The following is a 23,216-nucleotide window of genomic DNA, read 5'->3' on the forward strand; positions in this document are numbered from 1 at the left end:
TTTTATTTAAAGAGTTGTTTTAAAGAAGTTAAAAAATAAAGAATTGAAAAATTCAATTCTTTATTTTTATTTATTGAAAGTTATTATTTAAGTGCTGCAAACATATCAGCAGTTACTTCTGATACTTCTTTTGTACCATCAAGCTCTACTATAACGCCCATATTTGTATAGAAATCAATTAATGGAGCAGTTTGTTCATGATAAGCTGATAATCTTTGTTTCACAGTTTCTTCTGTATCATCAGCTCTTTGGATTAAATCTTCTTCTTTTTCATCTGTTGGTGGGTTAAATTTCATATGGTAAATTTTACCAGTTACTTTAGATGTTCTTCTTCCTGTAATTCTTTCAACTATTAATTCATCAGGAACATTTAAAGAGATTACTTTATCTAAAGAAATATTCATCTTAGCCATTAATTCTTTTAAAGCTTCAGCTTGTCCAAGAGTTCTTGGGAAACCATCAAGAATAAATCCTTTTTTACAGTCATCTTCTGCAAGTCTATCTTTAATAATACCAATAATAGTTGAATCAGGAACTAACTTACCTGCATCCATAAAATTCTTTGCTTCCATACCCATATCAGTTTTATCTGCAATTGCAGCTCTTAGAATATCACCAGTAGAGATTTGAGGGATATCATACTTTTCTATTAAAAACTTTGCTTGTGTACCTTTTCCAGCACCAGGTGCTCCAAATACCATTAAATTCATGTTCAACTTCCTTGATTTTCTTTTACGTGATTGTATAAAAAAAGTAGTTAATAATACCTAAGAGATAAAAATTACATACTAAATTTTACTCTTTAGCAAACTCTTCTATTTTAGAAGCAAAATATACAGGACATTCTAACATTGGGTAATGCCCAGCTTCTTGACATTCAATAATTTCTAAGTCTTTATAATAATTAGAGAATAGTTTTGTAACTAATTTAATTCCAAAAATTGGAAAATCATATTTCCCTACAATAATTTTGATAGGTATTTTTATATTTTCAACATCATCAGAAAAATCTGTTTCTAAATACATTTTCATATACCCTACTCGTGCATTTAGTGTTGAAGCCTTATATGCCATTTTAATTCTAGATTTAGCCCATATTTTATTATGTCGTTTACTTGCACTATAAACTATTTCTTCAATTTTATTTTTATTTTCATTCATCTCATTTATAAGTTTATCTTGTGCTATTTGTGGTAATTTTATTCCGGTTGGAGGAATTGGAGTAATAAGTATAAGTTTGGAGATTCTTGAATCAATAAGTGCAACTTTTTGTGCAATTAGAGTTGACATAGAGTGTGCAATCAAAATAACATCTTCTAGCTCTAGTTGTGTTATAAGATTTTTAATATCATTAGATGCTTCAACACAAGAATAATCACCTTCAATATCTTTTGATAATCCATAACCACGTAAATCTACAAATATAAAAGTAAAATCATCTGTATTTAAGTAAGGAAAAGTAGGCTCATAGTTTTTATAGTTTCCCATTAGTTCATGTAAAACTATTATATTTTTTTTACCAGTTCCAATTATTTTATGGCCTAACTTTATCATTACTATCCTATATATTTATTTTTTAACAAAAAGTTTAACATCTATATTCTTAGATTAAAATTTTGCTAATCTAACAGCTTAAAAATCAACATAAAAGATGCTTTAAAAAGCTTTTAGATACACTTCTTTTACATCTAATGGAGTAAATAATGCAGAAAAATGAAGAAATAGAACAAATACTTGATAACATAAGAAAACTAGCTTTTTATGTAGGACATGGAAAGTACAATGAATATATGAGTACAGAAGAAGTTCTAAAAATCAAAGTAAAATTAGAAAAAATACTTGAAATTGAAAAAGAATATGAGAAAACTACAACAGATGAAGAAAAAGAACTTATTTATAAACGATTAGAAATATTTAAAACTTTTAATGTAAAAGATTTTATTGATTTAAAAATATAAAGGAAAAAACAATGTTATCAGTACTTTTAGAATTTGCCATGTTTCCAACATCAAATGATGGAAGAGAAGGCTCTTCAGTTTCAAAAGAAGTAAGTAAAATAATCGATGCCATTGATAAAAGTGGGATACCCTACCAATTAACAGCAATGGGAACTATCATAGAAGCACAGAGTATGAAAGAAGCTTTAAGTATCATAGAGTTAGCTTATGAACAATTAGAAGATTGTGATAGAGTATATAGTTCACTGAAATTTGATATACGAAAGAATTGTGAAAATAGACTAAAAACAAAAGTAGAAAAAGTAGAAAAAACTTTGAATAGAAAAATAAACTCATAAGAAAGAGTATAAAAGTTACTTGGAATAATTTCAAGTAAAAAATATTTTACTATTATTCTAGTTTATAACAGTTTATTGACTATAATTCAAATAAAAATAGGATATACGTAATGAGCGAAAAATCAAACGAATTTTTACAACGAGCTGATGCTCAAATTGCAATTGCTAATGAACAACTACAACAAGGACTAACATTAGGTGAAGTGAGTGCTTCATATATGTATGGTTCAGTACGATTTAGTACTTATATGGCGTGTACTTCATATGATACAGCAGAAGATATGCTTGCAGATAAAGATGAAATTATAGAGTACTTTACAAAAGAATATAAATTAGCATTAGAAGAACATCTAAATAATCATGCAGTTACTCATGATTTTACACAAAATCCAAAAAACTAAATTAGGAAAGAGGTGAAATACACCTCGCTTTTAGTTAAACTTTAACAAGTTTAAAATAACTAGACTTTAAAAGTGGGGATTAATGATATAAGCCCTATTTTTATAAATTTAGTCTTTCTTTTTTGGTGGCGGTAATAAGTTATTAAAATTGTAAGGAATTATATTTCGTTCAATATCTTCAGTAAAATCATATAATTTAATACAAACACCAAGTAATACAGGCCAAACAGCTATTTCTCTTATACTAGGGCTAAATACAAATCCAACTAGAATACCCAAAATACCAACTGAAATTAAAATATCATCAACTTTTTTTTCTTTCAATAATCTATAAAAATCTTTTATTTTTTTAATAAACATATCTATTTCCTTTTGGATATTAGTATTTATTATAGTATCTAATTATTTAGGAAATGTAAAATATTTATTAATTGAATCATCTTTTTTAGTTTACACTCTTTACAAATCCACATTATTTAATCCTTTTTATAATAAATTATATTATCAAAAAAGGGTTTATAACAGCCTCTTTTTTTAAGTTTAAGGCAAAAGTAAAATTTTAAAAAGGAATGTACATCAAGTATATGAGTGAGAAAATTTCTGCGATAAACGCAGAAATTTGAGAAAGAGGTTGTTATAAACCTCTTTTTTTATACGTGGTAGTTTGGAGCTTCGTTTGTAATAGTTACGTCGTGAACATGAGACTCTTTAAGTCCAGCACTTGTAATTTCAACAAACTCAGCAGTTTCTTGAAAAATTGGAATAGTAGCAGATCCTAAGTAACCCATTGATGATCTTAACCCACCTGTCATTTGGTGAATAATATCAGCGATTGAACCTCTATATGCAACTCTTCCTTCAATACCTTCAGGTACTAGTTTATCAGCAGCTGTTCCTTCTTGGAAATATCTATCTGTACTTCCTTTAGTCATTGCTCCAATAGAACCCATTCCTCTATATGTTTTAAACTTTCTTCCTTGGAATAAAATTAATTCACCAGGACTTTCATCCGTTCCTGCTAATGCAGAACCCATCATAACAGAAGATGCACCAACAGCTAATGCTTTTGCAACATCCCCAGAATATTTGATTCCACCATCAGCGATAATTGGAACTCCATATTTAGCACCTTCAGCAGCACATTCATCAATTGCAGAAATTTGAGGAACACCAACACCTGCAACAATTCTTGTAGTACAAATAGAACCAGGACCAATACCAACTTTAACAGCATCAGCTCCTGCATCAATAAGAGCTTTAGTACCTTCACTTGTTGCAACATTTCCAGCTATAATTTCAACATCTAATTTAGATTTAATATCTTTTACTGAATCTAAAATACCTTTAGAATGACCATGAGCAGAATCCATAACTAAAACATCAACACCAGCTTCAACTAATGCAGTAGCACGATCAAGTTGTCCAACACCAATAGCAGCACCAACAATTAATCTTCCAAATTCATCTTTACTTGCATTTGGATATTCTCTTTTTTTATTGATATCTTTAATTGTAATTAAACCAATTAATTTATTTACTTCATCAACAATAGGTAGTTTTTCAATTTTATTTGAATGCATGATATCAGCAGCTTCTTCTAAAGTTGTACCTTCTTTTGCAGTAATAAGAGGCATCATAGTCATCTTAACACTTACTTCTTTAGTAAAATCTTTTGTAAATCGCATATCTCTATTTGTTACAATTCCTAATAAAGTTTTATTATCATCAACTACAGGAACTCCAGAGATTTTATACTCTGCCATAATATCTTCAGCATCTTGAAGTGTTTGATTCATTTTAATTGTAATTGGATCAATAATCATTCCAGATTCTGATTTTTTTACTTTTTTGATTTGAAGTGCTTGAGTTTCAATATCCATATTTTTATGAATAATTCCAATTCCACCAAGTCTTGCCATTGCAATAGCAGATTCAAACTCAGTTACAGTATCCATTGCAGCTGATATAAAAGGAATTTTTAATGAAATTTTTTTAGTTAATTTAGTTTCTAATGAAACCTCTTTTGGTAAAACTTCTGACTTTGCTGGTACTAATAATACGTCTTCAAATGTTAATGCTCTTTTTCTAATTCTCATAATATCTCTTTCTTATTTTTTATAATTAATTGCTTTTTCTAGTGATAAAGCACCGTCAAACATAGTTTGTTCATCATAAGCCTTTGCGATGAACTGAAGACCAACTGGCATTCCATTTTCATCATTATCAACTGGCAATGAAATTGCAGGTAATCCTGCTAAATTTACTGAAATTGTATAAATATCACTTAGATACATCTCTAATGAAGTTTTAAAGCTTCCAAACTCTGGAGCAGTTGTAGGTGCTACTGGAGAAAGTATTAAATCTGCTTCTGCAAATATAGCTTCATACTCATCTTTGATTAAGTGTCTAACTTTTTGTGCTTTAATATAATAAGCATCGTAGTATCCTGAACTTAATACAAAAGAACCTAATAAAATTCTTTTTTGTACTTCATCTCCAAATCCTTGAGATTTAGTTTGAACATACATATCTTTTAACCCAGCTTCACCTTTTCTATTTCCATATCTAACACCATCAAATCTTGAAAGATTCGCAGATGCTTCAGCAGTTGCAACAATATAGTAAGAAGAAAGAATTTTTCCAGTATCTAACATATTTTTATGAATAATTTTATGTCCTGCTTCTTCTAAAGCTTTTATAGATTTTGTAAAGGCATTTTTAATAGCAGGACTTGCTTGATCAATAAAATTATCGATAACTGCAATAGTTAGTTTTTTATCTGCATCAAGTTTTGGTGTAACAGCATCATAATCAACATTTGCAGAAGTAGAATCCATTGGATCATGTCCTGAAATAATATCGTATAAAATTGCAGCATCTTCTACATTTTGAGTAATAGGTCCACATTGATCTAAAGAAGAAGAATAAGCAGTAATTCCATATCTTGAAACTCTTCCATAAGTAGGTTTCATTCCAACAACACCACAATATGCAGCAGGTTGTCTAATACTTCCACCCGTATCTGTTCCTAAAGCAGCAATTGCAATACCACCAGCAACCGCAGCAGCAGAACCACCTGAGCTTCCTCCTGGTGTTTTATTATTATCAATTGGATTTAAAGTTTTACCATAACAAGAAGTTTCAGTTGAACTTCCCATTGCAAACTCATCCATATTAGCTCTACCAAATGGACTTAATCCTGCTTTTTCTAAATTATTAATTACTGTTGCATTATATGGTGAAATATAACCTTTTAAGATATTACTTGAACAAGTAATTTCCCAATTTTTAACATTTATATTATCTTTTATAGCAATTGGAATTCCAGTACCTGAAGTAGAAATATCTGTTGAAGTTAGTTGCTCAACATATGCACCAGTTTTGTTTTCTTTTATTTTTGTAGTTAAATCTTCTCTTAATTTTTTAATATCGTCACTAGCTAAGCTTAGTGCTTCTTTTAGAGTTATCAAACATGTCTCCTGTAATTTCTAATTATAATATTACACCCGATTTTAGCTAAAAAATGATTAAAATATGGTAAAGCAAATATTAATTAAAAAAGAAAAGGTAAATTTAAGTTTTGAAGAGAATTTAATGAGAGAAAAATATTTTTATGTAAAAAAAAAGGTAGGAGAAAACTCCTACCTTTCTAATCAATAAAACTATTAATTATACGAATGAAATGAATGCCATTTGAGTAGCATCACCTCTTCTGATTCTTGTTTTAATAATTGAAGTATATCCACCATTTCTTTCAGTATACTTTGGTGCAATTTCGTTTATTATTTTCTTAGTAGCTTCTTTAGATTGTAATGATGCAAATACTTGTCTATGAGTATTTAAATCAGCATTTCTAGAAGTAGTTACTAATCTTTCAATATATCTTTGTAATTCTTTTGCTTTTGGAACAGTTGTTTCAATCTTTTCTCTTTCGATTAAAGCGATTGCCATATTTTTTAACAATGCTTTTCTATGAGAAGAAGTTCTACTTAACTTTCTATATCCGTGCTTATGTCTCATATTCTAAACCCTTAATTATGCTTTAAGTTGCTCTAATTTTCTTCTTAATGCAGAAGCAACATTTTCTGGAAGTGTATCTTCAACTGGGAAACCAAGTGATTCAAGCTTTTCAGCAATTTCATCATAAGATTTTTTCCCTAGGTTTTTGATATTTTTAACTTCAACTTCACTCATAAGTACTAATTCACCTAAGAATTTTAATCCCGCTCTATCTAAAGAGTTGAATGATCTAGCACTTAAATTTAAGTCATCAATTTTGACAACTAAATCTTTTAGTTCTACTGGTTCTTCACCTGCATCACTAACTGTTACTTCTGATAAATCAAAAACTTTATTAAATACTGACATTTGAGAATACATAACAGAAACTGCTTCTTTAAAAGCAGTTATTGGAGAAATTTGTCCATTTGTTTGTACATTAAATACAGCTTTTTCAAAGTTAGGATTATCTTCAACTAACATTTTTTCAATATCGTAAACAACTTTTTTTACTGGAGTAAAGAAAGCATCTACTGGAATATAATCTGGTCCAACAATTTCTCTAATATCTTCAGAAGGCATATAACCAATACCTTTTTGAATAATTACAGAGAATGTTAAATTACAATCCGCATTTATTGTAGCTACGTGAACATCAGGAGAAACTACTTCAACATCAGAGTTGATTAAGTCTTCACCTTTAATTTCTTTTGGTCCATCAAAAGAATATTCAACAACCACTTGTTCTACATCACTATTAATTTTAAATTTAATATTTTTAAGATTAATTATAAAAATAGCTATATCTTCGAGCATCCCTCTTAACGAGTCGAACTCGTGAGAAGCTCCTTCTATTTTTACTGCAATTGGTGCGTAACCAACTGAAGAACTTAAAAGAAGTCTTCTTAAAGGGTGTGCCAAAGTTATTGCAAAACCACTTTCAAATGGATATGCAGAAATCTTAGCTTCATTATCATTGATAGTTTCGATTTCAACTTCTGTTGGTAAAAACGGTGCGTCCGCAAACTTTTTCATTGGCTACCTTTACTTATTACTTAGAATATAACTCTACGATTAATCTTTCTTCAACTGGAATAACTACTTCTTCTCTTGTAGGAATTCTAGTAAAAATACCAAATGCTTTAGCTGTATCTACATCTACCCAATCAACAATACCTGTTTGATTAGTTAATTCTAACGCTCTAACAATTTGAGGATTAGTTTTAGATTTTTCTTTTATTTCTATTTTTTGACCTGGTTTAACAACGTAAGAAGGAATATCTACTTTCTTTCCGTCAACTAAAACATGTCCGTGTGTTGTAAATTGTCTAGCATTTGCTCTAGTTGTAGCAAATCCCATTCTATAAACAACGTTGTCTAATCTTTGCTCAATTGATGTAATTAAGTTAGATCCTGTATTACCTTCAGTTGTTGCAGCTTTTTTAAAGTACTTTCTGAATTGTTTTTCAGAAACACCATACATAAATTTAGCTTTTTGCTTTTCTCTTAATTGTAAACCGTACTCAGAAATTTTAGTTCTTCTTTGTCCGTGTTGTCCTGGAGCAAATGGTCTTTTTTCTAAAGCAGATTTTCCGTTAAGTCTTCTCTCACCTTTTAATCCAAGGTCTGCATCAAGTCTTCTCTCGATTTTTTCTACTGGTCCTCTATATCTTGCCATAACTACCCCTTACACTCTTCTTCTTTTAGGAGGTCTACAACCATTATGTGGTAATGGTGTAACATCCTTTAACCATGTAACTCTGATACCTTCAATTGCACCAACAGCTTTAACTGCAGTGTCTCTACCTGAACCAGGTCCTTGAATTTTGATACCAATGTTTTTAATTCCATGTTCCATAGCTTTTGCCATTGCATCTTCTACAGCAGCTTGTGCAGCAAATGGAGTAGACTTTTTAGAACCTTTAAATCCTAAGTTTCCAGCACTTGACCAAGCAATAGCATTACCTACGCTGTCTGTAACTGTAACCATAGTATTATTGAAAGTAGCCGCAATGTGAACGATACCGTCAGCAATATTCTTTTTTACAACTTTTTTTCTAGTAACTTTTCTTTTTGCCATTAGTTATCCTTACTTCGCTGCTGCGCCAACAGTTTTCTTTTTACCTTTTCTTGTTCGAGCATTAGTCTTAGTCTTTTGCCCTCTACATGGTAAACCTCTTCTATGTCTTAAACCTCTATATGAACCAATGTCCATTAATGATTTAATATCCATAGCAACATTTTTTCTAAGATCACCTTCAACTACATAGCTTTTTTGGATCTCTTGTCTAATTGCTGCAGCTTCATCTTCAGTTAATTCATGAGCTCTTTTGTTGTAATCAATTCCAACAGCATCTAAAATTAATCTTGAGTTGTATAACCCAATTCCAAAAATATACGTTAATGCATATTCCATTCTTTTTTTATTTGGTAAATCAACACCTGCGATTCTTGCCATGTGTCTTATCCTTGTCTTTGTTTGTGTTTTTTAGTTTCGCAAATCACTCTTACGACACCTCTTCTTTTGACAATTTTACATTTGTCACACATCTTCTTTACTGAAGCTCTAACTTTCATAAGTCATCCTCTTTTTTGTGTATTTGCCAATATCATACAACAGGTATGAACGATAAGGACATACCTTGATCATTCATCCAACTCTTTATAAAACACAAAACATTTTATAAAAACTTCTTTTATGGTTGTAGAAATGGAAAGGGATTATATTTAAGATTTACTTAAAGCTTGGTTAATCAGTATTTAATATACGTATTTAATAGTTCTTGTAGTAAAATATGTCAAGTTAAAATAATAAATAAAATGAAAAAGGCTAAAAATGTCAGAAGTTTATAAAAACTCATTAATCAAAATTGAAATAGAAAATAGTGAAATTCCATGGCTTAAAATATTTACGAATAAAAAAATAAAAGAGTTTTCACAATGTGACAATGAAACAAAACTTGAAATACTTAGATGTTTAGATGTAATTGAAAAAGAGATGTTAGAGTATTTTAAACCTGCTAAAATAAATATTGCATCATTTGGGAATTATGTTCCTCATGTACATTTTCATATTATGGCAAGATTTGAAGAAGATTCATATTTCCCTGAACCTATATGGGGGAAAATTCAAAGAGAAGCAAAACTTGATTTACCCTCTTTTGAAAACTTTTTTGAGATTATAAAAAATAAGTTATAAAATAAACTCGAAAAGATTAGCCATCTTCGTTAATCTTTTCAACTAATTCTTTTAATACTTTTTCTGCATCCTCAATTTCAATCTGACATCCACCAGCAGCTTTATGACCTCCACCATTATATGAAAGCATTAACTCACCTATATTTGTTTTTGATGTTTTATTTATAATTGATTTTCCAGTACTAAAAACTACATTTTGTTTATCTTTACCCCAAATAACATGTATAGAGATATTTGCATCTGGATACATTGCATAAACCATAAATCGATTACCTGGATAGATTATTTCTTCATTTCTATAATCTATAATTAAAAGATTACCTTTAACTGTTGTACATCTTCTTAATTGTTCTTTAAAATCTTCTTCATATTTAAAGTATAAATCGATTCTTTCTTTTACATCTGGTAATTCTATTATTTCATCAATGTTGTGTTTTACACAATAATCAATCAAATCCATCATTAATTGATAATTAGAAATTCTAAAGTCTCTAAATCTTCCTAAACCAGTTCGGCTATCCATTAAGAAGCTTAATAATGGCCATCCTCTTGGATTTAAAATCTCTTCTTCAATAAAATCTGCTGAATCTGCTTTATTTGCGCCATTCATCATTCCAGTAAAATATCCAGGAAATTTATCATTTCCACCATAATATTCAAAAACAACTTGTGCTGCACTTGCTGCATCTGGATCTATTATATGATTCTCTTTTTTTTCATTTCTTAAAGTTTCAGAATAATGATGATCGAAAGCTAAGTATACACCATCTACATAAGGAAGGTTTGTTGTAATATCACTTGATGTAAGTTTGATTTTTCCATCTTGCATATCTTTTGGATGTACAAACTTTATTTCATCTATTACACCAATATATTTTAATAAAGTTCCACATACAAGCCCATCCATATCACTACGTGTTACTAATCTATATTTTTTTTCATTCATTATTTAATCTTCCTATTTAGGATTTTTATAATTTTAACATAAAAAGTTATTAATTACAAGAGAATTGATTATTTTTAGTGTAGATATAGGGAGGAGTCATAAAGAAGGACATGTTCCCTCTTTATTATTTGTTTATATAATTAGCGATAACATCGCCCATTTCAGTAGTAGATAAAACTTCTTTAGCATCATAATCAGCTAAATCTTTTGTTCTATATCCATCTTTTAATACATTTCGTATCGCTTTTTCTATCATATCTGCTGCTTTATCTTCACCTAGTGAATATCTAAGCATCATTGCTGCACTTTCTATTGTTGCTATTGGGTTTGCTATCCCTTGTCCTGCTATATCTGGTGCACTTCCATGTATTGGTTCATATACTGCTGTTTTATCTCCTGTTGATGCTGATGGCAATAATCCTATTGATCCTACTACCATTGATGCTGTATCTGATAATATATCTCCAAAGATATTCCCTGTTACTATTACATCAAATTGTTTTGGGTTTCTTACTAGTTGCATTGCTGCGTTATCTACATACATATGTGTTAATTCTACTTCTGGGTAATCTTTTGACAGTTCTATCATTGTATCTCTCCACAATTGTGATACTTCTAACACATTCGCTTTATCTACTGAACAAACTCTTTTATCTCTTTTCATCGCAAATTCAAATGCTTTTTTACCAATTCTGATGATTTCATCTTTTGTATATACCATTGTATTATAAGCTTTTTGTCCATCATTCGCACGTGGCTGTCCAAAGTATATTCCACCTATTAGCTCTCGCACTACCATAATATCACATCCTTGAATTACTTCTGGTTTTAGTGTTGAGGCGTTTACTAATTCATCATATACTATTGCTGGTCTTAGGTTTGCGTATACTCCTAATTCTTCTCTTAATTTTAATAATCCTGTCTCTGGTCTTAATTCTCGTGGCAAGTTATCCCATTTCTCTCCACCTATTGAACCGAATAAACAAGCATCTGATGCTAATACTCCTGGTACTGTCTCAGGTGGTAATGGTACACCTGTTTCATCTATTGCTATTCCTCCCATTAAATACTCTTTATAATCTAATGTAAAATCACAAGCTCCTGATACTGCATCTAATACTTTGATCGCTTCTTCTACAATCTCTGGTCCTATTCCATCACCTTTGATTATTGATATATTATAGTTCTTCATTTATTTCCCTTCTACCATTTCTTCTTTTGCATAATTAATTAATCCACCAGATGCAATTAACTCTTGCATAAAAGGAGGAATTGGAGTAAATGTATAATCTTTTTTAGTTGTTTCATTTGTGATAATTCCATTATCTAGATTAATACTAATTTTCTCACCCTCTTTAATTTCTAAAGATTCTGGAAGTTCAAAGATTGGTAACCCCATATTGAATGCATTTCTATAAAAAATTCTTGCAAAAGATGGTGCAACAACAGCAGCAACACCTGCAGCTTTTAAAGCAATTGGTGCATGTTCTCTTGAACTTCCACATCCAAAGTTTTCACCTGCTACTATAATGTCACCTCTTTGTAATTTGTTTGGAAATTCTGGATCTGCATCTTCCATTACATACTTTGCTAAATGTTCTGGATCTGAACTATTTAAATATCTTGCAGCAATTATAACATCTGTATCGATATTAGCTCCAAAATTCCATACTTTGCCTTCAATCTTATTCATATTTTTTATCCTTGTTTCAATAAATTTCTTGATATTTTCTAAGAATTATTTTTTTTAAAGTTGCATTTTATCCAATAATTTAGTAATTTCTGATTAAATCTAAAAAACTAATCATAATTTTAGGTAATTTGGGTATAATATCCATCTATTTAAAAGAGAGGAATCTTCATTATATGAGCGCAAAAGATTTAAATAAAGCAATAGAAAAAACAGTAAAAGAGTATAAAGACTCTATACTAACTTATGAAAAAATTATTAAGATCTTTCCTAAAGCACCATCAGGTGCCAATGTAAAAAAACTTTTAGCTTTTATCCAATTGTACAATGTTACGATAATTAGTTCGCAAGAACAAGCAAAAAGAATGAATGCAGAAGAGGCAAAGAAAAGAAAAGAACAAAGAGAAAAACTAATAATGAACGAAGATGAAGTTTATGATCTTCTGAAAAACAAAGAATTATTAGAATGGTCTAGATCTGACTCTCCTGTAAGAATGTACTTAAGAGAAATGGGACAAATCCCTTTACTTACAAAAGAAGAAGAGATTGAAATTTCAAAAAAAATTGAAATGGGTGAAGATGTTATTCTTGATGCAATTTGTTATGTACCTTACTTAATAGATTTTATCTTAGAGTACAAAGAACCTTTAGTAAATAGAGAAAGAAAAGTAAAAGAACTTTTCAGAAACTTTGATGATGAAGAATCAGATGATTCATCTGACGATAATGCAGAAGTTGAAGTTGATAAAGAAAAAGAAGATGGTAAAAAACAAAAGAAGCTTGATAAAAGAGCACAAACTATTGTTGAAGCATTTAAAATATTAGAAAAAGCAAAAAAAGACTGGTTAAAATTCTTAAGCAAAGAATTTGCTAAATCTGATGCAGAAGCTGATCAAATGCAACATAATCTTGCAATTGCTTTTAAGAAAAGAATTTTAAAAGAAGCATTATTAGATCTTGGACCTACTTCTAAACTTATTACAGAAATTGTAAAGGCAATGGAAACTGCACTTAAATCTGATACTGGTTTTGATCATGAACTTAAAAGACTTGAGTATAAATTACCTTTATTTAATGATACTTTATTACAAAATCACCAAAAGATTTTAGATAATATTGTTAACTTAACTAAAGTACAAATTACGACTATGGTTCCTGAAGCTACTATGGTTTCTACTTATATGGAAATTAAAAAACTTTTCCAAACAGCAGAAGCTTCTAAAGATGGGTTTGATTTAGATCCAGAAGAACTTAAAAATGTTTTAGAGCAAATTAAACGTGGTAAAGATATTACTGATAAATCTAAAACAAGAATGGCTAAGTCAAACCTTAGACTTGTTGTATCTATTGCAAAAAGATATACAAATAGAGGTTTACCATTCTTAGATCTAATTCAAGAAGGTAATATTGGGCTTATGAAAGCTGTTGATAAATTTGAGTATAAAAAGGGATATAAATTCTCTACTTATGCAACATGGTGGATTAGACAAGCGATTTCAAGAGCAATTGCAGATCAGGCAAGAACTATTAGAATTCCAATTCATATGATTGAAACTATTAATAGAATCAATAAGATTATTAGAAAAGGTATTCAAGAAAATGGTAAAGAGCCAGATGTTGATGAAATTTCTAAAGAAGTAGGATTACCTGTTGATAAAGTTAAACAAGTAATTAAAATTACTAAAGAACCTGTATCTCTTGAAGCTCCTATTGGATCTGATGATGATGGTAAATTTGGTGACTTTGTTCCAGATGAAAAAGCTCCAACACCAGTTGATAATATTATGAAAGAAGATTTACAAGGTCAAATTGATCAAATCTTAGCACAATTGAATGAAAGAGAACAAGCCGTAGTTAGAATGAGATTTGGACTTATGCATGATGCATCTGATAGAACACTAGAAGAGATTGGTAAAGAGCTTTCTGTTACAAGAGAAAGAGTTAGACAAATCGAATCAAGTGCAATTAAGAAGCTAAAACATCCAAAAGTAGGTAAAAACCTTAAGAACTACGTAGAAAGTTAGAAGATGGATTTTTTTGAAGATTGGGTAGAGTTAGATCTTAATCCTGTTATTTCTTTTTCTTCTACTTCGAAGATTTTATATTCTAATTCTGAAGCTCAGTTTCTATTAAATAGAATAAAACAAAAAGAGCTTTATGAATTAGCTTTAAAGTATGCTCCAAAGTCTTTTGGAGCAGAAACTTCATATATAGATTTAACTATACAAAACTACACATTTTATGCAATTACTGTAAAGTATGATAATGAAGATGAAATTCATATGAAACTTTATAAAAGTACTATGGCAAAAAAAGAAGCAACCCTTAATATTAAGAATATAAATAGTACAAATATTTTCACTCTTGTTGACTTAGCAATATCTACAAATAAAATTAAGACTGATACTACTTATAGAAAGAATTATGATCCATCTATTCCTGAATTTAAGTTAGATGCTAGTTTATTTATTAAAACACTGAACCAAGCTTTTGAAGCATTTAACGGCTCTATAGATATAAACTGCTCTATTCTACTTAAAATCGGTGAATATATAAAAATTGGAGGAAAGAAATACTCTTTAATCACAGTTAAAATTACATCTGATAAAGATGCTGTAAAAGAGTTACTTCAATATAAAGAAGGTAGTTCATTTATTTTGTCTTGTGATAAAAATGAAATTACTATTGATTTACCTTTAATTACTTAGAATATAGTATATCAAAGCTTTTATTTTCTATCTAAAAGCTTTGATAATAATACGCCAATAGGAACAATTGCTAAACCTACTATAAAAGCTATAGGAAGAAATAATTTATTATTATTTAGGGCAAAAAATCCAAAAATCAATGTTGCATAACCTAAAACTCTATATACAGATAAGAAACCTGTTGCAGAAAAGATAGTATTTTTAAAAGAATTCTTTTTTACTTTTGTTTTTTCATCACTGATAATCTCTTTTATTTTTTCAGGTGTTAATTCATCTTCTGGTATCTCTTCATATTCAGTATATAAATCATAAGGATCATCAATTTCATCAACTTTATCTCTTTGTTCAGCATTTACTTGTTTAGATAAATCGAGATTTGATAATCTATTTTGTATATTCTTTTTATATGAAAGAAAAGATGCGATAGTTATAAATAATGAAGAAACAAAAGCAACTTGAGTATTTAATAGCCAGATTTGTGTATTAAATACTAGTGTGTATATTACTAAACAAAGGTCTAAAATAATAAAGACTAATGCAAAGTTTTTTAAAGATTGATTAATCTTCATCGTCATTATATTCTTTATCACCATATTTAGCTCTATGCGCATATCGAGGATCATTCTCCATACCTTCATAAGATTTCTGAGCTCTCTTGTATGCTTTATAAACATTAAGAATAGCTGCACTTATTCCCCAAAATAAACCTAACCATAATAACCAATCAATTTCAAAAACTGTTTTTAATCCATAACCAATACCAAAACCAATACCAACAGCAGCTACCATTGAGATACCCAAAGATAAGTTATCTAATGCTTCAAACTTATCTCTATGCTTAGGTCTAGTTTTCTCTACTTTTTTATTTTCTTCCATTAAAATTCCTATTATTTAATATATGAACAACAATAATCAGTTATTGTTTTCACCTTAATATCAAAACTAGAGTTTGCATCAACATTAAAAGAAGTATCAGCGGTATAAGTATTCCAAGTATCAGAACCAGCTAGTTTAACTTCAACTGTTCCATCAAGAATTTCCATTAATTCTGCTTCATTTGTACCAAAGTTATACTCTCCTGGCATCATAATTCCTAATGACATTTTAGAACCATCGTTGTTAATGAAACTTCTACTTGTAACATTTCCATCAAAATAAATATTTGCTTTTTTTACTAAATCTACGTTTTTTAATACTTCCATTTTAATCTCCTAAAGGCTTTTCATAACTTCAGATGCTGCATCAATACAAGCATCAATATCTTCATTTGTCATAACTGTTGAAATAAACCCAGCTTCATATTGAGAACAAGCAAAATAGAAACCTTTTTTCAACATTTCATGATGAAACTTTGCAAATCTATCAAAATCACATTTTGCTACTTCTTTTATATTAAAAGGTTCTTTTTCACAAAAAAAGAAACCAAACATAGAACCTCTTGTATTAACTTGTAGAGGAATATTATTTTCATTCGCAACTTTTTTAAATCCATTTATTAATCTTAATGCTTTAGCATTTAATTCATCATAGATAGAGGGATTCGCTTTTAATTTTCTAAGACTTGTTAATCCAGCACTCATAGCAACTGGATTTCCACTTAAAGTTCCTGCTTGATAAACTGCACCATCAGGTGAAAGATGTCCCATGATTTCTTTTGAACTTGCAAATGCACCAACTGGCATACCTGCACCTATTACTTTACCAAAAGTTATAATATCTGCTTTCGTATCTACAGTTCCAGATGCACCTGTTAAAGAAGCTCTAAACCCTGTCATAACTTCATCAAAAATTAGTAAAGCACCATGTTTATCACATAACTCTCTACACGTTCTTAAAAACTCTTGAGTTGCAGGAATAAATCCCATATTACCTGCAATTGGTTCAATAATAATACAAGAAATATCATCTGAATCTTCAAAGCATTTCTTAAGATTCTCAATATTGTTATATTCACAAAGTAAGGTATGATTTGTTAAAGCAGCTGGAACTCCAGGTGAACTTGGCGTTCCAAAAGTTGCTAATCCTGAACCTGCTTGAACTAATAAAGAGTCAGAATGTCCATGATAACATCCTTCAAATTTTAAGATATCATCTTTACCCGTAACACCACGTGCAAGTCTAATTGCAGACATAGTAGCTTCTGTACCAGAACTTACAAATCTAACCTTATCAATATTTTCATACATTTCAACAATTTCTTCAGCTAATTGTGTTTCTAATTCAGTTGGTGCTCCAAAAGACAGACCGTTTTTTACAGTTTTTATAACTGCTTCTTCTATATCTTTATCACAATGACCAAAAATTAATGGCCCCCATGATTGTATAAAGTCTAAGTATTTATTACCATCAACATCAAACAAATAAGCACCCTCACCTCTTGCTATAAAAGGTGGAGTTCCTCCAACACTTTTAAACGCACGAACTGGTGAATCAACACCACCTGGGATTACTTCACAAGCTTTTGCATATGCTTTTACTGAATTATCAAACATTTAATTTCCTATTAATTTTCTATTAGCGATATTCTACTATAATCACGTTATGAAACTTATTATATTAGCCTTTATTATATCAATATCTTTACATTTATTATTATTCAATAATTATAAACTTGCTCAAAAACCAAATGTAAATAAAAAAGCTTTAGAAAAAGAGAAAAAAGCTAATGTAACTTTTGTAAAAATCAAGAAAGAAAAGAAGGCAGAAAAAAAAGTAACAGTAAAAAAAACTGAAGTAGTAAAAAAGAAAACAATAAAGAAAACAATTAAGAAAGTTGCTAAAAAAAGATCTATTACAAAAAAAGTGTCCAAGAAACTTATTAAAGCTCCTAAAGAAATAAATTATAAGAAAAAAAGAGTTACAAAAGTACCCACACAAAAAAAGATGAAAGCTCTTGAAAATAAAACATTAGAAGACTTTTTATCACAAGAAGACCCCGTAGAACAAAAAGTATTAAACGAAATACAAAAATTATATGGAAAAGAGTTTGAATCCTTTACTAAAGTACAAAAAGTTTTTATTGAAAAAAATTTTAATAGTTTTCAAATAATAACGCAAAGAGTATTAACAAGATTAGGATATCCTAAACTTGCAATTGAGATGAGATTATCAGGTCGCAATGTTGTAGAGTTTTTATTTCATCCAAATGGTGACATTTCAAATTTAAGAATAACAAATTCATCTGGCTACGATGTATTTGATAAATATACTATTAAATTAATTGAAATTGCCTATAAAGATTATCCAAGACCTAAAACTAAAACAAAGTTAAAATTCAATGTTCAATATCGATTATATTAAAGAAGGAAATAGATGTTAGAAAAGAAAACCCCATCATATTTTAAAAGATTACTAAAAGGACAAATCAATCTAAATATAACTTTTTGGGTATGGTTTGTATTTGTTACACTGGCTATTAATATATTCATAGATAATAGTTTTATTCAAACTGATTATCATCAAAACAATAATGGAGTTCTTTTTAGTTTTATAATTTATTTATTATCTTTTATATATTCAATTTTAATATTTATTGCTGTTTATAAAAGTGCTCAAAATTATATAGGAAATAAATTATGGCCTTTTTTAGCAAGAGTAATTATTTCTATAAATCTTTTCTTCTCATTATTTTCTGCCTATGATTTAATTAAAGTAACTATCTTTGAAGATTATGCAATTAAAAGTGAAATAAATAGTTTTAAAAATAATTTACCTTTAAAAGTAAACGAGTTTAGTCATTTAATAGATATTAATATTAATAAAAAAAATATCTATTATACTTATAGATTAGATAATATGGATATAAGTAGTGCTCAAAACTATAATTTAAAAAGATTTAAATCTCAAGTTCAAGACTCTTTATGTGAAGAAGAGAACACAGTAAGATTACTAAAAAAAGATTATATTTTAAACTATACATACATAGATAAAAATGCGGAAAAATTAATAGATATTGAAACTAAAAAAACAAATTGTGGCAAAGGTATCTATGATTTAGATATATTAAAAGAACTAATAAGACAAGGTAATTAATAAATGAATTTAGAACAAATACAAGAGAGTTTAATATCAGACTTTAATTTTGAAAAGGTTATGAATATTTTAGAGAAGTTAAATGAAAAATATGTAAAAGAAGACTTGATTAACAATATAAAAGGTTTGATTAAAATGGCTTATGTTTCAAGAGAAATGGAAGATGTAAGCTTCACATCAGGGCACTTTATAATAAATAGATCTTACTATGAAGGTGAAGAAGTTCAATATGACTTGAGCTTTTTACTTGAAGTAAATTCAAATCTAAGCTATGAATTAGAAAAACCTTTTGAAACAAAAAACATAAATGAAAAAGAAGTTCTTTTAAAGAAAAAATTAGAAGAGCTACTTTTAATAAATACAAATGCATATAAAGAAGATAGTGATAATTATACTTATGAAGCAAATATACAAAGAATCGAAAGAATGATAGAAGTTCTAGATTAGATATCACGTTAAATAAAAGTATAAAACTTTTATTTAATCGTAGCAAGAATCAACTCTGTTAAGTGTAAATCTAACACCTGTTTTAAAAGAAGTTGTACCATCAAAACTCTCTTCACATCCTATAAAACAATTATTTTGTACTTTTATACTTTATAACTTCCTCTCATAATTATATAAATCCATATATCTAAATGCTAACAAGTTTTCTAAAATTGCAAAAATTACAACAAAATTAATAAAGGAACTTCCACCATAAGAAAAAAGTGGTAAGGGAAGTCCAACAACGGGTGCAAATCCTATAACCATTAAGATATTTACACTCATATTAAAAAATAGTAGTAGCCCCAACCCTGAGGCAAATACCCGTATGACGTAATCATCTTTAAAGTAATAATTTAAAGTTAATAAATGTGCAATTAATAATCCATATAAAAATATAAGGCCAATAGCCCCTAAAAAACCATATCTTTCAACAAAATAAGCAAAAATAAAATCACTTGTTGCAATAGGTAAGAATTTTAAATGTGTTTGCGTGGCATCTTCGCTTAATTTTCCAGTTAATCCTCCCGAACCAATTGCTATAATCGATTGTTGAACATGATAACTAGGTTTCTCTGAAATAAAATCCTTTATTCTTTTCTTTTGATAATCTTTTATCAAATATGTGTAAATAAAAGGTGATGATATTCCCATTACTAAAATAATTGATGTCCAAATTTTCCAATTTACTCCAACAATAAACAAAATTCCATAACCTACAAGTAATAATACAAGTGCAGTTCCTAAATCAGGTTCTTTTGCAATTAATATAAATGGCAATAAAATATAAAATGAAAAATATGCAAAATCTGCAAAATTATAGCCCTTTTTGGGAGGTGGTTTATTATGAATTAAATACCCAAGCATTAAAATATATATAGGTTTTATAAGCTCAGAAGGCTGTATTGTTGTATTTAAAATAGGCAATGGAAGCCATCTTTTAGCACCTAGTTTTGTGACACCCCAAAATTCAACTGCAAGTAAAAGTAAAATACCTAACCAATAAAGAGAAGGAACTAATCTCAACTTCTTTCTAATAGGTAAAATAAAAACTATAATAAATGTAAAAAATGAAAGTGTAAAGTATATTAATTGTTTATTTGCTAATATTTCATTAGTTTCACTTATTAGATGATATGATAAATATATCAACGGTAAAACAAATAGTATTAACAAATAGTCAAAATGGGAAATTATTCTCTTATCAAATAAACGCATAGTGAAAGAGTATCTAAAAATGTATAAAAATTTTATTGTTCAAGAAACAAATAGGTTAGATAAGTTCTTAGCATCACAAATTGATGCTTCAAGAAACCAAATAGAGCAACTTATAAAAAAAGAGTTCGTAAAAGTTGATGGTAAAACTGTAAGTAAAACAGGTTTAAAATTAAAAGAAAATCAAGAAATTGAAGTTTATTTTCCAAAAGCACAAATAGAAGATGTAAAAGATGAAGTTTTTGTAAAAGAATCTTTAGAAGGAAAAGATGTAAAAATAATTTATGAAGATGAACATATTCTAGTTATAAATAAACCTGCAAATCTTACAATTCATGATGCTCCAAGTGTAAAAGATGCAACCTTAGTTGATTGGTTAAAACTAAATAACATATCTTTATCAACAATTTCAGGAGAAGAAAGACATGGAATTGTTCATAGATTGGATAAAGGGACAACAGGGGTAATGGTAGTTGCAAAAACAAATGAAGCTCATACTTCACTCTCAGAGCAATTACAAGATAAAACTATGGGGAGATATTATCTTGCTATTACGGATTTAGCACTAAAAGAAGATGTGATTATTGATAAACCAATAGGAAGAAATCCAAATAATAGATTAAAAATGTCTATTGAAGAAAATGGAAGAAATGCAAAATCTGCTTTTAAAAAAATTGATATAAGTACAAACGAAAAATATGAACTAATTGCAGCTAAATTATTTACAGGAAGAACACATCAGATAAGAGTTCATCTAAGTTCGATAAATAGGCATATTCTAGGAGATAATTTATATGGTTTTAAGGGCGATTTAAATAAAATAAATAGATTTTATTTACATGCATACAATCTGTATTTAATCCATCCTAATACTGGTGTTTTAATGACTTTTAAAGCAGATTTACCAAATGACATGAATGAATTTTTAATTAAACATTTTCAAATGGAGAATATACATGACAAAATTGATGCAAACAACATCATTGACAGCTTTACTTCTTTTACTTAGTGGTTGTAATAATTTAAACAATAATTTAAACGCACCTGTTAAACCAAAAATAGATGAAACAATTGAAGTTATAGATAATAGTTCATTAAAATCTATTTCTGATATGACATCTATTGCTTTTGAATGGAAGAAAGTAGATGATGTAAGAGTTACTGGATATAACTTTTATAGAGCAAATATGCATAAAGACGGTAGAAGACTAAAACTAATAGAATCTGTAAATAATAAATATACTACTCATTTTGTTGATAAAGAACTTGAACCAGATACAAAATATGTATATCAAATCTCTTCAAAAACAGCTGATGATACTGAGTCAAATACAACTGATGCTTATATAACACAAACTCTTCCAAGAATTGTTCCAGTTAGTTTCGTTCAAGCATTATCAGACTTACCAAATAGAATCAAAATTATTTGGAGACCACATCCTGATTTAAGAGTTGCATACTATAAAATCGAAAAATTCAATACTACACTTAACGAGTGGAATACTGAAAAGAAAATAAAAGGTAGATTAGAATCTGAATACATTGATGATGGTTTAGATAATAATGAAACTTTTAAATATAGAGTTACAGCTTATACATTTGAAGATGTATCTACAAAACCAAGTGAAGCAGTTACTGCTAAAACAAAAGCATTACCAAATGGTGTACAAAATTTAAGTGCAACAAATAATGAACCTAAAAAGATTATATTATCTTGGGAACCATCTGTTACTAATGATATTATAAAATATGAAATTCACAGAAGTGCTATTAAAACTTTTGGCTTTAAAAGAATAAAAGAAGTTAATAATAGTACATTCGCTTTTGTAGACCAAATAGATGAAGATGGAAAAGAATATTATTATAAAGTTGTAGCTGTTGATAAAGATAACTTAAAAAGTTCATCAAAAACAGATCCAATAAAAGGAATAAGTTTAAATCAACCAGCAAAACCAACTATTACCTTAGCTCAAATTCAAAATTCACAAGCAATTTTAAATTGGACTTCTCCTGATAATAGAGCAATATCATATAATATTTATAAAAAAACTATGATTAGTTTCTTTGAATCAAAAACGGAGAAGTTTACAAATATTCGTGATTTAAGATTTGTAGATAATAATATTATCTCAGGAGTTGAATATAAGTATTCAATTCAAGCAAATGATACATACGGATTAATGTCTGAAAAAACAGATGAAGCGTCATTAATTTTACCAAAAATACCTCTTAAAAAGTAGTTTT

At 28.7% G+C, this 23,216-nt stretch carries 30 protein-coding genes; 11 read left to right on the forward strand and 19 right to left on the reverse strand.

Annotated elements, in window-relative coordinates:
* Nucleotides 1-83: 83 nt before the first annotated feature.
* Nucleotides 84-710 (reverse strand): adenylate kinase, encoded by a 627-nt coding sequence (locus KO488_RS09935; RefSeq protein ID WP_216058648.1) that lies wholly within the window; start codon nucleotides 708-710, stop codon nucleotides 84-86.
* A gap of 85 nt (nucleotides 711-795) precedes the next feature.
* Nucleotides 796-1,554 carry an alpha/beta fold hydrolase gene (locus KO488_RS09940; protein WP_216058649.1) on the reverse strand — a complete coding sequence of 253 codons (759 nt, stop codon included), beginning with the start codon at nucleotides 1,552-1,554 and terminating at the stop codon, nucleotides 796-798.
* 149 nt (nucleotides 1,555-1,703) lie between these two features.
* Here KO488_RS09940 and KO488_RS09945 point away from each other — a divergent pair, with 149 nt between their 5' ends.
* The 3 genes from KO488_RS09945 to KO488_RS09955 all read left to right on the forward strand — a co-directional run bounded on the left by KO488_RS09945 (nucleotide 1,704) and on the right by KO488_RS09955 (nucleotide 2,697).
* A complete protein-coding gene (locus KO488_RS09945; protein ID WP_216058650.1) occupies nucleotides 1,704-1,958 on the forward strand; it encodes a hypothetical protein in 255 nt (84 codons plus the stop codon).
* Nucleotides 1,959-1,969: 11 nt separating this feature from the next.
* On the forward strand, nucleotides 1,970-2,296 hold the full coding sequence (locus tag KO488_RS09950) for an MTH1187 family thiamine-binding protein (RefSeq protein ID WP_216058651.1): 327 nt from the start codon (nucleotides 1,970-1,972) through the stop codon (nucleotides 2,294-2,296).
* Between the two features lie 110 nt (nucleotides 2,297-2,406).
* Entirely contained in the window at nucleotides 2,407-2,697 is a 291-nt protein-coding gene (locus KO488_RS09955; protein WP_216058652.1) for a DUF3144 domain-containing protein, read from the forward strand.
* Between the two features lie 108 nt (nucleotides 2,698-2,805).
* Here the strand turns inward: KO488_RS09955 and KO488_RS09960 are convergent, their stop codons facing one another.
* The 9 genes from KO488_RS09960 to rpmJ form a co-directional block, all read right to left on the reverse strand.
* Nucleotides 2,806-3,057 (reverse strand): hypothetical protein, encoded by a 252-nt coding sequence (locus KO488_RS09960; RefSeq protein WP_216058653.1) that lies wholly within the window; start codon nucleotides 3,055-3,057, stop codon nucleotides 2,806-2,808.
* A gap of 290 nt (nucleotides 3,058-3,347) precedes the next feature.
* A complete protein-coding gene (gene guaB, locus KO488_RS09965; RefSeq protein WP_216058654.1) occupies nucleotides 3,348-4,793 on the reverse strand; it encodes an IMP dehydrogenase in 1,446 nt (481 codons plus the stop codon).
* Nucleotides 4,794-4,805: 12 nt separating this feature from the next.
* Nucleotides 4,806-6,167 (reverse strand): Asp-tRNA(Asn)/Glu-tRNA(Gln) amidotransferase subunit GatA, encoded by a 1,362-nt coding sequence (gene gatA, locus KO488_RS09970; protein WP_216058655.1) that lies wholly within the window; start codon nucleotides 6,165-6,167, stop codon nucleotides 4,806-4,808.
* A gap of 199 nt (nucleotides 6,168-6,366) precedes the next feature.
* Nucleotides 6,367-6,717 (reverse strand): 50S ribosomal protein L17, encoded by a 351-nt coding sequence (gene rplQ, locus KO488_RS09975; protein ID WP_216058656.1) that lies wholly within the window; start codon nucleotides 6,715-6,717, stop codon nucleotides 6,367-6,369.
* Between the two features lie 15 nt (nucleotides 6,718-6,732).
* A complete protein-coding gene (locus KO488_RS09980; protein WP_216058657.1) occupies nucleotides 6,733-7,731 on the reverse strand; it encodes a DNA-directed RNA polymerase subunit alpha in 999 nt (332 codons plus the stop codon).
* 16 nt (nucleotides 7,732-7,747) lie between these two features.
* Nucleotides 7,748-8,374 (reverse strand): 30S ribosomal protein S4, encoded by a 627-nt coding sequence (rpsD, locus tag KO488_RS09985; protein WP_216058658.1) that lies wholly within the window; start codon nucleotides 8,372-8,374, stop codon nucleotides 7,748-7,750.
* Between the two features lie 9 nt (nucleotides 8,375-8,383).
* The gene (gene rpsK / locus KO488_RS09990) at nucleotides 8,384-8,776 is read right to left on the reverse strand and encodes a 30S ribosomal protein S11 (RefSeq protein WP_152190119.1); all 393 of its coding nucleotides are present in this window, start codon (nucleotides 8,774-8,776) and stop codon (nucleotides 8,384-8,386) included.
* Nucleotides 8,777-8,785: 9 nt separating this feature from the next.
* Nucleotides 8,786-9,154: a 30S ribosomal protein S13 gene (rpsM, locus tag KO488_RS09995; protein ID WP_216058659.1), complete on the reverse strand. Its 369-nt coding sequence runs from the start codon at nucleotides 9,152-9,154 to the stop codon at nucleotides 8,786-8,788.
* Between the two features lie 5 nt (nucleotides 9,155-9,159).
* Complete coding sequence (gene rpmJ / locus KO488_RS10000; RefSeq protein WP_072682678.1) at nucleotides 9,160-9,273, reverse strand: 50S ribosomal protein L36; 114 nt, start codon at nucleotides 9,271-9,273, stop codon at nucleotides 9,160-9,162.
* Between the two features lie 259 nt (nucleotides 9,274-9,532).
* Between rpmJ and KO488_RS10005 the strand changes: the two genes are divergently transcribed.
* Entirely contained in the window at nucleotides 9,533-9,895 is a 363-nt protein-coding gene (locus KO488_RS10005; protein WP_216058660.1) for an HIT family protein, read from the forward strand.
* A 16-nt stretch (nucleotides 9,896-9,911) separates the two neighbouring features.
* Here the strand turns inward: KO488_RS10005 and KO488_RS10010 are convergent, their stop codons facing one another.
* From KO488_RS10010 to KO488_RS10020, 3 genes are all read right to left on the reverse strand, one after another.
* Nucleotides 9,912-10,841 (reverse strand): exopolyphosphatase, encoded by a 930-nt coding sequence (locus tag KO488_RS10010; protein WP_216058661.1) that lies wholly within the window; start codon nucleotides 10,839-10,841, stop codon nucleotides 9,912-9,914.
* A 124-nt stretch (nucleotides 10,842-10,965) separates the two neighbouring features.
* Complete coding sequence (gene leuB / locus KO488_RS10015; protein WP_216058662.1) at nucleotides 10,966-12,033, reverse strand: 3-isopropylmalate dehydrogenase; 1,068 nt, start codon at nucleotides 12,031-12,033, stop codon at nucleotides 10,966-10,968.
* Nucleotides 12,034-12,534 (reverse strand): 3-isopropylmalate dehydratase small subunit, encoded by a 501-nt coding sequence (locus KO488_RS10020; protein ID WP_216058663.1) that lies wholly within the window; start codon nucleotides 12,532-12,534, stop codon nucleotides 12,034-12,036.
* 173 nt (nucleotides 12,535-12,707) lie between these two features.
* Between KO488_RS10020 and rpoD the strand changes: the two genes are divergently transcribed.
* Together rpoD and KO488_RS10030 are read left to right on the forward strand one after the other, a co-directional pair.
* On the forward strand, nucleotides 12,708-14,555 hold the full coding sequence (rpoD, locus tag KO488_RS10025) for an RNA polymerase sigma factor RpoD (RefSeq protein ID WP_216058664.1): 1,848 nt from the start codon (nucleotides 12,708-12,710) through the stop codon (nucleotides 14,553-14,555).
* A 3-nt stretch (nucleotides 14,556-14,558) separates the two neighbouring features.
* Entirely contained in the window at nucleotides 14,559-15,239 is a 681-nt protein-coding gene (locus tag KO488_RS10030; protein ID WP_216058665.1) for a hypothetical protein, read from the forward strand.
* Nucleotides 15,240-15,259: 20 nt separating this feature from the next.
* Here KO488_RS10030 and KO488_RS10035 read toward each other — a convergent pair whose 3' ends face one another.
* Genes KO488_RS10035 through hemL form a run of 4 tightly spaced genes read right to left on the reverse strand, consistent with a single transcriptional unit; the run spans nucleotide 15,260 to nucleotide 17,731 of the window.
* Nucleotides 15,260-15,814 (reverse strand): hypothetical protein, encoded by a 555-nt coding sequence (locus tag KO488_RS10035; protein ID WP_228319092.1) that lies wholly within the window; start codon nucleotides 15,812-15,814, stop codon nucleotides 15,260-15,262.
* Nucleotides 15,798-16,115, reverse strand: a complete 318-nt coding sequence (locus KO488_RS10040) for an AtpZ/AtpI family protein (RefSeq protein WP_216058666.1) — start codon at nucleotides 16,113-16,115, stop codon at nucleotides 15,798-15,800. The genes KO488_RS10035 and KO488_RS10040 overlap by 17 nt, the downstream gene beginning before the upstream one ends.
* Nucleotides 16,116-16,126: 11 nt before the next feature.
* On the reverse strand, nucleotides 16,127-16,441 hold the full coding sequence (locus KO488_RS10045; protein ID WP_216058667.1) for a pyrimidine/purine nucleoside phosphorylase: 315 nt from the start codon (nucleotides 16,439-16,441) through the stop codon (nucleotides 16,127-16,129).
* A gap of 9 nt (nucleotides 16,442-16,450) precedes the next feature.
* Entirely contained in the window at nucleotides 16,451-17,731 is a 1,281-nt protein-coding gene (gene hemL, locus KO488_RS10050) for a glutamate-1-semialdehyde 2,1-aminomutase (RefSeq protein ID WP_216058668.1), read from the reverse strand.
* 49 nt (nucleotides 17,732-17,780) lie between these two features.
* Here hemL and KO488_RS10055 point away from each other — a divergent pair, with 49 nt between their 5' ends.
* The 3 genes from KO488_RS10055 to KO488_RS10065 are packed head-to-tail and all read left to right on the forward strand — an operon-like array spanning nucleotide 17,781 to nucleotide 19,718.
* Nucleotides 17,781-18,539, forward strand: a complete 759-nt coding sequence (locus tag KO488_RS10055) for an energy transducer TonB (RefSeq protein WP_216058669.1) — start codon at nucleotides 17,781-17,783, stop codon at nucleotides 18,537-18,539.
* Nucleotides 18,540-18,551: 12 nt separating this feature from the next.
* A complete protein-coding gene (locus tag KO488_RS10060) occupies nucleotides 18,552-19,271 on the forward strand; it encodes a hypothetical protein (protein ID WP_216058670.1) in 720 nt (239 codons plus the stop codon).
* A 3-nt stretch (nucleotides 19,272-19,274) separates the two neighbouring features.
* Nucleotides 19,275-19,718 carry a hypothetical protein gene (locus tag KO488_RS10065; RefSeq protein ID WP_216058671.1) on the forward strand — a complete coding sequence of 148 codons (444 nt, stop codon included), beginning with the start codon at nucleotides 19,275-19,277 and terminating at the stop codon, nucleotides 19,716-19,718.
* Between the two features lie 150 nt (nucleotides 19,719-19,868).
* Here KO488_RS10065 and KO488_RS10070 read toward each other — a convergent pair whose 3' ends face one another.
* Nucleotides 19,869-20,975: an FtsW/RodA/SpoVE family cell cycle protein gene (locus KO488_RS10070; protein ID WP_216058672.1), complete on the reverse strand. Its 1,107-nt coding sequence runs from the start codon at nucleotides 20,973-20,975 to the stop codon at nucleotides 19,869-19,871.
* Between the two features lie 19 nt (nucleotides 20,976-20,994).
* On the opposite strand from KO488_RS10070, the gene KO488_RS10075 reads away from it, so the two are divergent.
* Nucleotides 20,995-21,981: an RluA family pseudouridine synthase gene (locus tag KO488_RS10075; protein ID WP_216058673.1), complete on the forward strand. Its 987-nt coding sequence runs from the start codon at nucleotides 20,995-20,997 to the stop codon at nucleotides 21,979-21,981.
* On the forward strand, nucleotides 21,929-23,212 hold the full coding sequence (locus KO488_RS10080; RefSeq protein ID WP_228319094.1) for a fibronectin type III domain-containing protein: 1,284 nt from the start codon (nucleotides 21,929-21,931) through the stop codon (nucleotides 23,210-23,212). The genes KO488_RS10075 and KO488_RS10080 overlap by 53 nt, the downstream gene beginning before the upstream one ends.
* Nucleotides 23,213-23,216 lie beyond the last annotated feature (4 nt).

Origin of the sequence: Poseidonibacter lekithochrous, assembly GCF_018861145.1 — a bacterium.
Lineage (GTDB): Bacteria > Campylobacterota > Campylobacteria > Campylobacterales > Arcobacteraceae > Poseidonibacter > Poseidonibacter lekithochrous_A.

What these genes read in the sequence shown, in the direction of transcription:
- KO488_RS09935 (WP_216058648.1), bottom strand. Translation starts at nt 710, where the DNA reads ATGAATTTAATGGTATTTGGAGCACCTGGTGCTGGAAAAGGTACACAA.
- KO488_RS09940 (WP_216058649.1), bottom strand. Translation starts at nt 1,554, where the DNA reads ATGATAAAGTTAGGCCATAAAATAATTGGAACTGGTAAAAAAAATATA.
- KO488_RS09945 (WP_216058650.1), top strand. Translation starts at nt 1,704, where the DNA reads ATGCAGAAAAATGAAGAAATAGAACAAATACTTGATAACATAAGAAAA.
- KO488_RS09950 (WP_216058651.1), top strand. Translation starts at nt 1,970, where the DNA reads ATGTTATCAGTACTTTTAGAATTTGCCATGTTTCCAACATCAAATGAT.
- KO488_RS09955 (WP_216058652.1), top strand. Translation starts at nt 2,407, where the DNA reads ATGAGCGAAAAATCAAACGAATTTTTACAACGAGCTGATGCTCAAATT.
- KO488_RS09960 (WP_216058653.1), bottom strand. Translation starts at nt 3,057, where the DNA reads ATGTTTATTAAAAAAATAAAAGATTTTTATAGATTATTGAAAGAAAAA.
- guaB (WP_216058654.1), bottom strand. Translation starts at nt 4,793, where the DNA reads ATGAGAATTAGAAAAAGAGCATTAACATTTGAAGACGTATTATTAGTA.
- rplQ (WP_216058656.1), bottom strand. Translation starts at nt 6,717, where the DNA reads ATGAGACATAAGCACGGATATAGAAAGTTAAGTAGAACTTCTTCTCAT.
- KO488_RS09980 (WP_216058657.1), bottom strand. Translation starts at nt 7,731, where the DNA reads ATGAAAAAGTTTGCGGACGCACCGTTTTTACCAACAGAAGTTGAAATC.
- rpsD (WP_216058658.1), bottom strand. Translation starts at nt 8,374, where the DNA reads ATGGCAAGATATAGAGGACCAGTAGAAAAAATCGAGAGAAGACTTGAT.
- rpsK (WP_152190119.1), bottom strand. Translation starts at nt 8,776, where the DNA reads ATGGCAAAAAGAAAAGTTACTAGAAAAAAAGTTGTAAAAAAGAATATT.
- rpsM (WP_216058659.1), bottom strand. Translation starts at nt 9,154, where the DNA reads ATGGCAAGAATCGCAGGTGTTGATTTACCAAATAAAAAAAGAATGGAA.
- rpmJ (WP_072682678.1), bottom strand. Translation starts at nt 9,273, where the DNA reads ATGAAAGTTAGAGCTTCAGTAAAGAAGATGTGTGACAAATGTAAAATT.
- KO488_RS10005 (WP_216058660.1), top strand. Translation starts at nt 9,533, where the DNA reads ATGTCAGAAGTTTATAAAAACTCATTAATCAAAATTGAAATAGAAAAT.
- KO488_RS10010 (WP_216058661.1), bottom strand. Translation starts at nt 10,841, where the DNA reads ATGAATGAAAAAAAATATAGATTAGTAACACGTAGTGATATGGATGGG.
- leuB (WP_216058662.1), bottom strand. Translation starts at nt 12,033, where the DNA reads ATGAAGAACTATAATATATCAATAATCAAAGGTGATGGAATAGGACCA.
- KO488_RS10020 (WP_216058663.1), bottom strand. Translation starts at nt 12,534, where the DNA reads ATGAATAAGATTGAAGGCAAAGTATGGAATTTTGGAGCTAATATCGAT.
- rpoD (WP_216058664.1), top strand. Translation starts at nt 12,708, where the DNA reads ATGAGCGCAAAAGATTTAAATAAAGCAATAGAAAAAACAGTAAAAGAG.
- KO488_RS10030 (WP_216058665.1), top strand. Translation starts at nt 14,559, where the DNA reads ATGGATTTTTTTGAAGATTGGGTAGAGTTAGATCTTAATCCTGTTATT.
- KO488_RS10035 (WP_228319092.1), bottom strand. Translation starts at nt 15,814, where the DNA reads ATGACGATGAAGATTAATCAATCTTTAAAAAACTTTGCATTAGTCTTT.
- KO488_RS10040 (WP_216058666.1), bottom strand. Translation starts at nt 16,115, where the DNA reads ATGGAAGAAAATAAAAAAGTAGAGAAAACTAGACCTAAGCATAGAGAT.
- KO488_RS10045 (WP_216058667.1), bottom strand. Translation starts at nt 16,441, where the DNA reads ATGGAAGTATTAAAAAACGTAGATTTAGTAAAAAAAGCAAATATTTAT.
- hemL (WP_216058668.1), bottom strand. Translation starts at nt 17,731, where the DNA reads ATGTTTGATAATTCAGTAAAAGCATATGCAAAAGCTTGTGAAGTAATC.
- KO488_RS10055 (WP_216058669.1), top strand. Translation starts at nt 17,781, where the DNA reads ATGAAACTTATTATATTAGCCTTTATTATATCAATATCTTTACATTTA.
- KO488_RS10060 (WP_216058670.1), top strand. Translation starts at nt 18,552, where the DNA reads ATGTTAGAAAAGAAAACCCCATCATATTTTAAAAGATTACTAAAAGGA.
- KO488_RS10065 (WP_216058671.1), top strand. Translation starts at nt 19,275, where the DNA reads ATGAATTTAGAACAAATACAAGAGAGTTTAATATCAGACTTTAATTTT.
- KO488_RS10070 (WP_216058672.1), bottom strand. Translation starts at nt 20,975, where the DNA reads ATGCGTTTATTTGATAAGAGAATAATTTCCCATTTTGACTATTTGTTA.
- KO488_RS10075 (WP_216058673.1), top strand. Translation starts at nt 20,995, where the DNA reads ATGTATAAAAATTTTATTGTTCAAGAAACAAATAGGTTAGATAAGTTC.
- KO488_RS10080 (WP_228319094.1), top strand. Translation starts at nt 21,929, where the DNA reads ATGACAAAATTGATGCAAACAACATCATTGACAGCTTTACTTCTTTTA.